Below are 12,793 nucleotides of genomic sequence, written 5' to 3'. Positions count from 1 at the left end.
TGACAAAAATTTAATAATTGCAAGAAAAAAATGTATTTATTACATTTTTAGTATTTTTTGACATTAAACTATAAAAGTTAAAGGATTTGATTCTTTTGTAGTTGGTGAAAATAAAAAAAGTCCCTCACAGAGTGAGAGACTTTTTAATTCCTTTAATAACCCAAAAACTATTTCTTATTGCTGTTTTCGTTTACTAATTAATGACAAAAATTTAACTAATACAAGAAATAATATAATTAATCCTGCTTATATGGCTAAAAGTATGAAATTATTAAAATAACAAAGTATAGAATACACATTTAAATAGTTGAGACTAAATTATTTGTTTTGTATGTTACTATACCAATTTCAAATACATCAAAAAGCCCGTCATAAATTTCATCTAACTCACTATTTGAAATCACATAAGTAGTATTTATATAAACTGTATTACCTAAGGGACGTAATAATAAATTTCTTTTTAAGAATATATCATATAGTTCATCTCTTATAGAATTAAAATAAGAGGTTTCTTTTTCTGTATCATATTCAATTGCTAGGATTGTACCTTGTTGTCTCACCGATTTGCAAAACTTGGTCTTTTTAACCTTTTCACCGAACTCAGTATGTCTATTTATAATATTAGTAATCTGACCTTGTCTTTCATTACTAAGTAGCATTTCTAGACTTTTTACGGCTAAAGCACAAGCAATTGGGTTTCCAGTAAAAGAGTGTCCATGAAAGAATGTTTTTAACCTGTCATCATCTAAATAAGCACTGTATATTTTTTCGGTACAGATGGTTAAGCTTAACGGCATTAATCCAGCAGTTAATGCTTTAGACATACAGATAATATCTGGAGAATTTTTAGTAAGGTGATTTGTTGCAAAGAGTTTTCCTGTTCTATAAAAACCTGTCATTACTTCATCAGCAATACAGAGTGTTCCGTATTTCTGTGCAATTCCAATTAAATCATCCAACCATTCACTTTTGTACATACGCATTCCTGATGCTCCTTGTACAAGTGGTTCGAAAATGAACCCGCATACTTCTTCTGTTTCACAAAGTGATTGCATTTGTGTTTTCACTTCTTCCCAGTTTTCTTCTGTAGGAAATGGGATAAAGTCAACATCAAAAAGATAATCATCAAAAGGAGCAGAGAAGGGGTTTCTATCAGCCATCGATAAAGCACCAAATGTATCTCCATGATAAGAGCCTTTTATGGCAATTACTTTTTTCCTTTTTGTTTCTCCAATATTATAGAAATACTGAATAACCATTTTTATAGCTATTTCAGTGGATGTACTTCCATTATCAGAAAAGAATACTTTAGAGAATTCCCCAGGTAAGAGTGGCATCAATTTTTCTGCCAATTGAACAGCAGGCTCATGTGTAAAACCTGCAAAAATAATATGATCTAGATTAAGAACTTGTTGTTTTATAGTTTCTGCTAGTTCTTCGTTACCATGTCCATGAATGTTTACCCACCAAGAAGAAATAGCATCAATAATTTCTGTGCCATCTTCTAAAATGATTTTAGACCCTTTAGCACTTTTTACAGGCAGGGGTGGAGGTGCTAAAGTTTGAGGAGTGAAAGGATGCCAAATATATTGTTTGTCGCGTTCTGCTAATGTTAGGTTATTCATGGATTGATACATTTAAATGTTGACTAAGTGTTTGATTTAATTGATTGGCTAAATTTGTTATTACTGCAGGAGAAACTTCTTCTAATTGAGGTACTTTAAATAAACATGGAACTTGAGCATGTTTTAGTATAATTCTTTCTGTATCCTCATTTCTCTCTCCATTAAAAACAATACCGAGTAAATTCAAACCACGTCTCTTTATCTCTCTAATAGACAATAAAGAATGGTTGATGCTCCCTAAATACGTATTGCTTACCAATACAAGAGGTAAGTCTAGTTTTTCTGCAATATCAATTACACAATCTTCATCATTTAAAGGAACCATTAGTCCTCCAGCTCCTTCAATAACCAAATTTTCTTTAGTATGTTGAGGTAATTGAATAGCATCGAGCTTCACGTGAATACCTTCTTTTCTAGCAGACGCATGTGGCGACATTGGATATTTTAGTAAATACGCTTCTTTTAATTTCTCCTTGGGTGTAGGAAGTAACTGATGCACCGTTTCTGTATCTGTCGGAAATCCAGCTTGTATTGGTTTCCAATAATCAGCATTTAAAGCCTCTGTAAAAATTGCAGAAACAACACTTTTTCCACTATCTGTTCCTATTGCACTTATAAATATGTTCATGTTATTTCTTTTTAGCGATGAAAAATAAAGGATGATAGGTTAATGAAACCTCATTGATGTCATTACTAAAATACTGTGCATACTCCTTATTAAATGCCTGTAATGTCTTTTTATTCCAAGTCTTTGATGAAGAATTAGAACCACTCACTCCCGTCTTCTTTATATGTTTTAAAACAGCAGTTCCATCTTTAAAAAGACAGTCTTTTTTCCATTCCCAAGCAGACAATATTTCAAAACCTTCATTTTCTAAATGCTTCTTCCAAAAATTAATAGAATAATAGGTAAGTCCTTGGTTTAAAATTCCTTTAATTTGTCGGAAATTTTCTAAACCAAAAGTAGAGAAAGCAAGTACTCCATTGTTATTTAAACTCTGATTGATTTTTTGAAATAGCACAGAAATATTCTGCATCCATTGTAAAGCAGAGGTGGAAACTATTATTGCATTATTCTGTGGGAAATCAATTTTTTCTGCATCACCTCCTATAAAAGTCAAGTTATTTTCTTTTAAAAGTTGATGCGTACAAGATGAATCTAAATCATTCACAGCATAAGAATCTAGAATATGATTTTTTAATTTCTTAGTAAGAAAACCTGAGCCACAACCTATTTCAAAGCAACTGTCAAAGTTTTTATCAATAGAAATTATTTTCTGATATAACTCTTCAGTAATCTCTTTCTGTATAAAAGCTTCTTGATTATATGTACCTGCATTTTGTCCAAAACGTAAGGCTACTTTCTTTTTATCAACTACCATGTTGCTTCAGCTTTACAATTAATTAAAGAATCCCAGTTTGTATATTTTGAAAAACCAAAATGTGGAACGGCATCAACTATTAAATGTTCAACCCGATTAGTCCAATGATTTTCTAAATTTTTAGAAGGAAAAATTCTGTCTTTGCTTCCTATTATAGCAATATCAACAGAAGGAATAGTGTTTACTTTTGGTAATTGTCCTAAAAAATAAAGTTCTTCCTTGAGGTCTTCGATGGTTCTATCTGATACCTGTAGAAATTGATCTGATAATTCCTTATTTCCACAAATTCTGAACACAAACTTCTTCCAACTATTTTCTGTGAGTTGGTCATAAGTACCTTGATAAATAGCATTTGGAATACCTTCTTTATCATCTATTGGTGTAAATGACCCATTTAGGCAGATTAACTGATTTACAGGAATAAACTCTGAAAATAATCCAGCAACATGCACACCAAATGACCACGCTACAATAACTTTATTTTTATAATTTTCTATCTCATTTATCACATTATCAAATGCAATGTTTGAGTAGTGGTAAACCATTAAAACATCTTTTTCTTTTGCTTCAAAAGTGGAAAAAAATGAGGGTGTTTGTCCCCATCCTGCAAAAAAGATAACAACAGTGTCATTACCTTCCTTCTTTAACCAATGTGTTTTCATGTTCAGTTTTTTTAGTAAGTAGATAGTCTGAAATTAGATCAAGTACTTTATCTATTAATGTTTCTGTATGGTTTACAGTGATAGATAATCGTAATCTTGCTGTGTTTTTTGGAACAGTAGGATTACGAATTGGTGCACAATAAATACCTTCACTTTCTAAATAATTGGCCAACGAAATTGCCGTTTCATTATCTCCAACAATAATAGGCTGTATGTACGTATCAGATAAAACAGGAAGATTTCTTTTAAGACATTCTTTTTTGAAATAGGTAACGAGTTGTGTTAACCTATTTCTAAGTACTTTTTGATTTAGTATATACGACCAATTATATGCTAACCATTCTACATTAATTGGAGGTAAAGAAGTGGTATAAATAAATGATCTCGAAGTATTAATCAAGAAGTCTTTCCATTCTTGAGACAAAACAACTATTGCACCTACACCACCAAGTGCTTTCCCACAAGGAGCAACTATTATATCAATTTGGTTTAGAACACCACTCTCTTCACAAATACCTAAACCATTTTTACCAAAAGTCCCAATACTATGTGCTTCATCAATAATAAGGTGAGCATTATATTTTTCTTTTAGTTGTGATAATACCTTTAGGTTTGCAGTATCACCATCCATGCTAAACAATGCCTCGCTAACAATAAAAATACTATTAAAATGATCTTTATGTTTTTGAAGTAGACGCTCTAAATGAGTGTAATCTAAATGTTTGTAACGTTCAAAATGTGCATTACTTAATTTAAGACCATCTACAATACTGGCATGGTTTAATTTATCTGATAAAATTAGATCCCCTTTTTGAGGAATACTTGATAAAACACCAATATTAGCATGGTAGCCGCTATTCATAAATAGACATGCTTCTTTTTGAAATGATGTAGCGACTTTTTGCTCAAAACGTTCAAAAACAGAAGCATTACCCTCTAATAATCGAGATGATGCAGCTCCAAATCCATTAAATTGATTGGAATTTTGTAAAGTAGTTAGAAAACTAAAGTAACGGTCTTGATCAGAAGCTATTCCTAAGTAATCATTAGAAATAAAACTGTCGAGTAGAATACCGTCTTTCTTTATTTTTCCATGATGTTGGCGGTCAATATTTTTTAATGAACGCCATTGCTCATTCTCTTTGAATGAATCAAGTTGTTGGCTGATGTTCATGTTCAAAAAATTTGATATAACAGTAAGTGCAGTGATTAAAATGAATCACTCCAGAAAAATAAAAACATCACGTAGAAATATCAGAATTCCTACGTGATAAATTATTTATACTAGTTCCGTTTCTTTTTTAAACGATGCTCTTGGCGTTAAACCTAATAAATCGAACATTAATTTGTCGATATCTTCTTCAGGGTTAGGAGTAGTAAGGAGTTGGTCTCCTGCAAAAATAGAGTTGGCTCCAGCCATAAAACACAATGCTTGTGCTTCTGTACTCATTTCTGTTCTACCTGCTGATAAACGAACCATTGCTTCTGGCATAATAATACGAGCAGTTGCAATCATTCTAATCATTTCCCAAGTAGAAACCATTTTATTTTGTTCCATTGGAGTACCTTCTACAGGTACTAACGCATTTACAGGTACAGACTCTGGGTGAGTAGGTAAGCAAGCTAAAGTATGTAACATTCCAATTCTGTCAGCATCAGTTTCTCCTAAACCGATAATACCACCAGAACAAACTGAAATTTTAGCTTTTTGAACGTTTTTAATTGTATCTAAACGATCATCGAAAGTACGTGTAGTAATTACTTTATCGTAATATTCTCTACTTGTATCAAGGTTATGGTTGTATGCATAAAGACCTGCGTCTTTTAGTTGTTCAGCTTGTTCTTCACTTAACATTCCAAGTGTTGCACAAACTTCCATACCCATTTCATTGATCTCTCCAACCATACCTAAAACTCGCTCAAAGTCTCTGTTGCTTCTTGCTTCTCTCCAAGCGGCACCCATACAAAATCTTGTAGAACCGTTGTCTTTGGCTTGTTTTGCTTTTTCGATAACATCTTCAGTAGCCATTAATTTTTGTGGCTTAACGTGAGTGCTATATTTAGAAGATTGAGAGCAATAGCTACAATCTTCTTTGCAACCACCTGTTTTTACAGATAGTAAAGTACATACTTGTACTTCTCCGGTTTTCTGAAATTCTCTGTGAATTGTTGCTGCTTTATACATTAACTCCATTAAAGGCATGTTATAAATGTCAGCTACTTCAGCTCTTGTCCAATCGTTTTTAATAATTGCTTGCATTTCTGTGTGTTAGATTAAATAGTACATAATTGTCCCATTACGATTTTGTCGTTCGAAAAAAAACATGAAATGTAATGAGTTGTAATTAGCCTAGAACGGCTAAATGTAAGGGGTAGAGAAAAATAGTATGTACGTAGTTTTTGGATAAAACACAAAATGCGTGAATTATTAAAAAACTGACTACTAACTAAAGATTCACTACGTATGCTCAAGGGTGATATAACAAGAAGGAGTTCTTCATTAGTTGGAGGGTCATCGTCTTCTGATTCCCCATAATCAACTTTATCAACCGTAAATTCTTGTATAAAAGCAGGAGCAATTAAATGTAAGTTCACGTTAAGAATACAATACTGAATCTCCTTTTTAAGAGAATTAAATATTGCATAATTTTTACGTGACCATCTTTTGAAAAATACCATTGCTTGAATTTTAAAGATTAATTCAGATGCAAAGTAAGTAAGTCTTTAGATACTTTTGATAAGTAAAGTCAGTTTTTTACTATTTGTTTTAGGTTTTTCTTTTTTCAAAGAAATCGTTACTACAATATATTCTTGTTTCCTTTTGTTCTAAAAGAATAAGAAACGAGCATAGTAGATACGCCAAACATGGTAATAATACCCATGTACTCAAATATATTATTATTGATACTTAGATCTTCTGAGTCTAACAACCACACATTTCCTAGGCCAATGATACTTGCAGTTACAACAAGTCCCCATCTGTAAAAATTCATAAAATTCTATCTAGAAGTTTTTTATATTTTTATTGATGCTGCAAAAATATAAGAGGTGAATTTTCTTTTCAAAGTTTACTTGTTAATGAGTTTTTAATTGAAAACCATTCACAAATAATTTCACATGTTTTTGATGCGGACTTGTTCAGTTTTTTATGAATCAGCTTTTTGTAGGGTAGTATTGTATTTTTTTATTTGATATAAGTTTTTGGCAAATCCAAAAGTTCCGAAAATCACAGATGCAGTGGCAACGCCTCCCATTAGTGCACCTACAACACCAGTAGTACAAATATCTCCTCCAGTAATATATAAGCCTTTAAAAGGAGTTTGTGGTTTTATCCAATCGCTATTAAACCTTTCTGGTGTATGTGCTAAACCATACATTCGCCCTTTGTGTGTACTTGTAAAAGATTCCATTGTTAATGGAGTTGATAACTCATGGAAACTGACAAGCTCTTTAAAGCCAGGATGTTGCTTTTCTACACAATCAAGAAGACCTTCTGAAATTCGTTTTTTTACTTCTTCATATTCTTCTCCTCTTCTTTTCCATGGTAGGTCTTTCCATTTTTCAAAAGAAGAGAAATCAGCAAATGTTACAATTTCTGCAGTATGGTTTTCGTTGTTTTGTTCTTTTAAAGTAGGGAACGAAAGGTAGCAATTATTAACCTCTCCCGTTAAAATTGAATTTCTATTATTATAAGTCTCATCATGGTCGTAAGAATTTGCAATCCAATAATTTTCACCTTTAACACCTAAGGTAGAGGGATCACTTTTTAGACCTACATATAAAGAAATAGCACTCATGCCACCAGAGAGTTTATTGATTTTCTCTTTAAAAGACACGGGTTCTTTTACTAATTTATTGAAAGTACTATGGAAACCAGTAGAGGATATAATAATAGGAGCATTGTACGTTTTTTCTGTAAAATTTTTACCGTGTTTTTCTTTAACACGAACGCCTACTGCTTTTTTATTTTTAATTATTATTTCATCAACATCATGATTGACCAGTAGCTTTCCTCCATTTTTTTCGATAGTTGGAATAACATATTCAGCTATTTTTTTTGCTCCACCTTCAGGGTAAAAACCACCATATAAATAATGATTCACTATAAGGGAATGCATTCCAAAAGCACTTTTTGATGGGGGTAGACCAAAATCCCCCCATTGAGAACAAACAACAGCTTGTAGTTGCTTATTCTTAAATCTTTTTTCTACGTAATCTTTGGTAATCATTAAAGCTAATTCCTTTCCACCTTTTGGTTCGGAGAACTTCGCAATAAATTTCATCAAAGGTTTTTGGAAAGAGGTAGCATAATGGTACTCCATCCATTTTTTAGCTAATCTAACATCATTAAAATACGTATTAATACTGTCTTCTTCCTCTGGAAATTGAGAAATTAATTTACTTTTATATTCTTTTGGATTATCGGGTACATCAAAAGTAAAATCAGGGTACACAAAACGCTCAAAAATATGAGGCATTTTATTCCATTTTAGATTGTTTTCTGTAATGTAGTTGAAAATTTGTCTTGGCATACATCGTGCATCCATACTGCCAATGTAATGTACTCCAACATCAAAATGATACTTCTTGCGTTTGAACTCATGAGTTTGTCCTCCTAAAACCCAATGCTTTTCTAAAAGTAGAACTTTCATTCCTTTAATTTGTGATAATAAAGAGGCAGTAGTGAGTGCACCCATTCCACTTCCAATGATAATGGCGTCGAAGTCATTTGGTATTTCTTGCATTTGGTTAGTTATTTATGTGTTGTAGAAATGGATGTGTAAAGTTTTGCATGATTTACTTTACGTCCAAGATATTCAGTAATATAGATGAAGTAATAAAAGGTATTTTATCTAATAAATGAAATTTCACTCACTTATTCTTAACAGAAGGAGAGGATTTTAAGTAAATTTATTTTACAAAGTTGCACCTCTTTATATTTTTAAAACTAAGAAGACATAAAAAAAGGAGATCATTGATCTCCTTCTCCAATTTCAAAAGCACTACTACTGCCAAATAGTCCTTTGGGAAGTACTTTTTTAACAAAGGATCTTTGTCCTTCTTCATATTCTTGAATCTCTTTATTTGCTTCTTTCAAAGCATCTTGCCATGCTGGTCCGAAACCCATCATATTACTATTAAGTTTATCAATAGCTGTTTGGTAAGCATGGAATGTTAAGACCTCTTGTCTTCCTGGCTTACTAAAAAGAGTTTTATTTGTCACCCTAAGGTTTTCATTTTCTCTTTTTAAACGATTAATTTCGTCTTTTTTACCAGTTATTGCTTCAGCGTCAATTTCTAATTTATCGTGAAGGTGAGCTTTTAACCTTTTAATTTCACTCTTTAAACTTGATTGTTTAATCCAGTCCTTTACTTGAACAAGAAAGGCAATAATTAACCCAACACATAAACCGATAAAAAGTGATTGTATATCAAATGTTTCCCACATAGTATTTTTATTCTAAATAGAGTGAATGATATAATTTACGAAGTTCTACTAATTATAGATGTATAATTTAGTTATATTTTCATTTTAAAATGCTTCGCCAATTCTAAAATAGACACCCCAATCATCTCTACCAATAGCACCGTCTAAACCAACATTCATATGGTTTTTAGGAAACACTGTATATCTATAGCCAACACCTACACCGGGTAAAAAGGTTCCATCTAATTCTGTTTCATTAGCCCCAGATACGGTAGCAATTCCAGCAAAACCATTGATCGCCATTTTTTTATGAAAGTTCCAGCGGTATTCTGCTTGTATATTATACATCGCATTCCCTCTGTATTTTCCTTGTGTATATCCCCTAATATCACTTTGTCCAACTATAAATTGCTGATTGAAAGTTAAGTCTCCAATACCAAAACCAACATAAGCTCTTGTTGCAATAACATCTCTTTTACCAATAGCAAAATATTTATTGAAATCAATTTCTACTTTAGTATTGGATGATGCATTTCCTAAAGACTCAGGACTCACACCCAGATTAATGTTGCCAATTTCACCTTTGTAAGGGTAGTAAACATTATCTCTATTATCGTAAGAAATTATAGCACCAATTGTTTGTAATGTAGTTACGCTAGAAGTATCATTATCAACAATGTCAAAAGTATTCTCAAAGTCGGTGTACATATAATTTAAACCAAAATAGGTGTTCTTAAGCACTCTTCTTTGTAATTCGACTTTAATAAAATTTACTCCAGTATTGTAATTAATAAAGTTGCCCCCAATTGGCGTATTGACATAGGTCTGGAAATTTATATCACCAAGACCAGCGGCAAAAGTTGCTCTGTATTTATCTTCATTAAAATAGAGTCTTGTAAAAGTCATTGTAAACCAAGACTCATTTGTTGTGTACATTCCTAATACCCCTGTTATAGAAGAAGGAGAAATTGTATCAGTTTTACTTAGGTTATACATTGCCATTGGAAGTGCACCAATAGAAAATCCTAAAGACCTATCGTAATTAATATAAGGAATAGGCATAAAACTTACTTTTTTGTCGGTTCTAGTTCCTGACCCAGAACCACCTCCCATACTGATTTGGGCAAAAGAAGTTTGATTGTTATATAATAAGAAGCCAATAAAAAAGGTTATGAAAAATTTCATTGAAGAAGGTTAATGTTAAATACCTTAACAAATATAGAAGAAACTTTTGGTTTCAAGCATAAAGAAACCCCAAACAATAAAAATTGTAAGGGGTCTTAATTGGTTTTTTAGTTGGTAGTAAGATGCTAAAGGCTAGAAAATGAATCCAATGCCTAGCTCAAGTAAATTATCTTCTTGAGCGGCATATGGGCCAGTAGCTCGATTATTTCTGAATTGATAATCGATTTTAAATGCAATCTCTTCTCTCGGTTTAAAATTGACGCCTATGGTTATAATGTCAGAATTAAAATGAACCATGTTAACGTTATTTTCATCAAGAAGTTTTTGATTGTAATTCTTGTGTGTATCAATGTATTCATACCTTATAAAAATTGGTATTTTCACATCGTGTGGATCTATCATAAAGTTTTTCTTTCTTAAAAAACTTCTATTTGAGAATAGGGAAAGTAAGTCATAACTAGTTTCTACTAAGTAACCTACATTTTGGTTGGCTATAACTTGTCCCACACCTCCAGAACCTTCTTTTGTAATGTGGTATAAATCATCAGTTCCAGACATGTATCCTGTAGAGGCTAAAGCCATAAACTCCCAATTTTTTTCGGTATACTTAATATATGTTGAATACAATTGGGCGACTGCATTAGCAGTTTTTGTAGTGCCGTTATTATTTATAAACTCCATATTATTACCAGCCTGACCAACATAAGCTGAAGCACTTAAAGTCCAATTTTTAATACCAGAATAATTTAACTGAGGATTAACAGAGAAAGTAGAAAAAGCATTAGAATCAAAACGAGGCTCTCTTCCGGAACGAATAAAAGTACCACTTTGCAAAGAAGACCCATCTAAGCCTTGTGCTATACCCAGCGTATAATTTAAATCTTTAGTGATACCTCCATAAAAACTAACACCTAATCCCATCCATGTACTAGGAATAATTATGCGTTCTACATCAGACCTGTTTACTGATGAAAACATGACAGGCTCATCATTGTTATTAATGTATCCAATACTTAAAGGATAAAGTCCAGTTCTAACATTGAAAGAGTTATGAATACTGAAATCTAAAAAAGCTTCAACAATAAATTCGAAATGATCATTGCCGTTAGGATCTTTTAGATATTCAACTAAAATTTCAGAATTCCAGATAATTTTGTCTGTAAATCTGTAACCAAAAAATGTTGAAAATCTATAAAGGTTATTATAGGATAATTCTATGTCATCTTCCATTCCTGAAGGAACGCTATTTCTATTGACCATAGATATTTCACCGAAACCTGAAACACTCCAAGGTTTTTCTGAATAGAATATTTTTGAAGCAGCTTTAGCAAGTCCTGGTTGTTGCTTAAACTTAGTTTCTGGCACTTTCTCTTCTTCAGAAGATTCTTGCGCATTTGAATACAATGAAATGAGCATTAATGCTAGCCACTGTAATACAATTAATTTTTTCATTATTAAGTAAGTAGAAGTCTATAAATAGTATTATAGCTTTCGATTTTCAAATCTTTAAATTCAGTAAAAAAAATACTGTAGGATTGAAATTTAACTTACTCGCGGAGGGGGAGGGATTATATCAGTTACCGGAGTCGGATAACTAAAATCTAAGTAATGAGTGTTTATTTCGTCGTTTTTCAATAAAATCACCTCTTTGTAATCATTAATTATATTGATGACAGGAAGGTTGAAAAAGACTTTAGCAATAACACTTTTAGATTCATTTTGAGAAAAGGGATTGTCTTCAAAACCATCAAACTTTTGATCAAAAAATAGATCTGCAAAAAGTTCAACAAAACTCTCAACTTTATTATCGTACGTCTGTTCTTGTTCGATAGAGTAGCTCACCTGAGAAAATAATACAGCATCAATGTCCACACTATAATTTAGTGTGTGGAGTGCAACCCATATTGTAAATAGGTGCGTCATTAATTTCTTGTATTTTTTTGTAGTATTCAAACAGGTAGACGTAATTTAGTAATAAAGTATTACAAATGTAACGTAGAAAATAATTAAAAAGCCAATCTGTTAAACAATATTTAGATATTGAATAATTGTAAAATTTTTAGATTTCTTTACGTGGTACACTTTGTTTTACGCACTTTGTTATTGTTTGTAAATTAAAATTTAGCATCTTTAAACTTTTATAAACAAACAAGCTTAACAAATGCGTAAAATTTTATTATTAATAACCCTAATCCCGTTATTGTTTATCGCTTCATGTTCTTCTGATGAAGAAGTAATTCCTTGTAATGAAGTAGAAATGCTAGCTGAAATTCAAGAAGAATTCTCGGCATTCGAAACGGTAATGTCAAATCCAGATTCAAGCTGTGAAGAGCAATTATCTGCAAATCAGAAATTGTATGATTTTATAAATGGTAATGAAAGCTGTATTATAGATGCACTTTCTTCTACAGATAGTTACACAAACAAAGAAGCTGAAGAACTAGTAGAAACAACAAAAGCAGGATTAAATCTTGTGATAACTGTTGGTTGCTAATTTCTATCTTAAATAGA

At 31.8% G+C, this 12,793-nt stretch carries 13 protein-coding genes; 1 reads left to right on the top strand and 12 read right to left on the bottom strand.

Annotation, left to right across the window (positions count from 1 at the left end; genetic code table 11):
* Positions 1-299: 299 nt before the first annotated feature.
* The 12 genes from bioA to EI427_RS09310 all read right to left on the bottom strand — a co-directional run bounded on the left by bioA (position 300) and on the right by EI427_RS09310 (position 12,205).
* Positions 300-1,625: an adenosylmethionine--8-amino-7-oxononanoate transaminase gene (gene bioA / locus EI427_RS09365; RefSeq protein ID WP_126613940.1), complete on the bottom strand. Its 1,326-nt coding sequence runs from the start codon at positions 1,623-1,625 to the stop codon at positions 300-302.
* A complete protein-coding gene (bioD, locus tag EI427_RS09360) occupies positions 1,618-2,253 on the bottom strand; it encodes a dethiobiotin synthase (RefSeq protein WP_126613938.1) in 636 nt (211 codons plus the stop codon). Before bioD ends, bioA begins: the two co-directional genes overlap by 8 nt.
* 1 nt (position 2,254) lies before the next feature.
* Positions 2,255-3,007, bottom strand: coding sequence for a malonyl-ACP O-methyltransferase BioC (gene bioC / locus EI427_RS09355; RefSeq protein WP_126613936.1), 753 nt, complete (start codon positions 3,005-3,007; stop codon positions 2,255-2,257).
* Positions 3,001-3,669 carry a pimeloyl-ACP methyl esterase BioG family protein gene (locus EI427_RS09350; RefSeq protein ID WP_126613934.1) on the bottom strand — a complete coding sequence of 223 codons (669 nt, stop codon included), beginning with the start codon at positions 3,667-3,669 and terminating at the stop codon, positions 3,001-3,003. The genes bioC and EI427_RS09350 overlap by 7 nt, the downstream gene beginning before the upstream one ends.
* Positions 3,638-4,843 carry an aminotransferase class I/II-fold pyridoxal phosphate-dependent enzyme gene (locus EI427_RS09345; protein WP_126613932.1) on the bottom strand — a complete coding sequence of 402 codons (1,206 nt, stop codon included), beginning with the start codon at positions 4,841-4,843 and terminating at the stop codon, positions 3,638-3,640. Before EI427_RS09345 ends, EI427_RS09350 begins: the two co-directional genes overlap by 32 nt.
* Positions 4,844-4,948: 105 nt before the next feature.
* Entirely contained in the window at positions 4,949-5,929 is a 981-nt protein-coding gene (bioB, locus tag EI427_RS09340; protein ID WP_126613930.1) for a biotin synthase BioB, read from the bottom strand.
* Positions 5,930-6,467: 538 nt separating this feature from the next.
* Positions 6,468-6,662, bottom strand: coding sequence for a hypothetical protein (locus tag EI427_RS09335; protein WP_126613928.1), 195 nt, complete (start codon positions 6,660-6,662; stop codon positions 6,468-6,470).
* 153 nt (positions 6,663-6,815) lie between these two features.
* Positions 6,816-8,414 carry a phytoene desaturase family protein gene (locus EI427_RS09330; protein WP_126613926.1) on the bottom strand — a complete coding sequence of 533 codons (1,599 nt, stop codon included), beginning with the start codon at positions 8,412-8,414 and terminating at the stop codon, positions 6,816-6,818.
* A 227-nt stretch (positions 8,415-8,641) separates the two neighbouring features.
* Positions 8,642-9,118 (bottom strand): hypothetical protein, encoded by a 477-nt coding sequence (locus EI427_RS09325; RefSeq protein ID WP_126613924.1) that lies wholly within the window; start codon positions 9,116-9,118, stop codon positions 8,642-8,644.
* A gap of 84 nt (positions 9,119-9,202) precedes the next feature.
* Positions 9,203-10,282, bottom strand: coding sequence for a BamA/TamA family outer membrane protein (locus EI427_RS09320; protein ID WP_126613922.1), 1,080 nt, complete (start codon positions 10,280-10,282; stop codon positions 9,203-9,205).
* Between the two features lie 132 nt (positions 10,283-10,414).
* A complete protein-coding gene (locus tag EI427_RS09315; RefSeq protein ID WP_126613920.1) occupies positions 10,415-11,734 on the bottom strand; it encodes a porin in 1,320 nt (439 codons plus the stop codon).
* Between the two features lie 90 nt (positions 11,735-11,824).
* The gene (locus EI427_RS09310) at positions 11,825-12,205 is read right to left on the bottom strand and encodes a hypothetical protein (RefSeq protein ID WP_170178435.1); all 381 of its coding nucleotides are present in this window, start codon (positions 12,203-12,205) and stop codon (positions 11,825-11,827) included.
* Positions 12,206-12,443: 238 nt separating this feature from the next.
* Here EI427_RS09310 and EI427_RS09305 point away from each other — a divergent pair, with 238 nt between their 5' ends.
* A complete protein-coding gene (locus EI427_RS09305; protein WP_126613916.1) occupies positions 12,444-12,776 on the top strand; it encodes a hypothetical protein in 333 nt (110 codons plus the stop codon).
* The last annotated feature ends 17 nt before the right edge of the window (positions 12,777-12,793 follow it).

The organism is Flammeovirga pectinis (assembly GCF_003970675.1).
In the GTDB taxonomy this organism is placed as follows: domain Bacteria; phylum Bacteroidota; class Bacteroidia; order Cytophagales; family Flammeovirgaceae; genus Flammeovirga; species Flammeovirga pectinis.
Note: the sequence above shows the minus strand (reverse complement) of the source record. Positions and strands in the feature narration are given on the sequence as shown.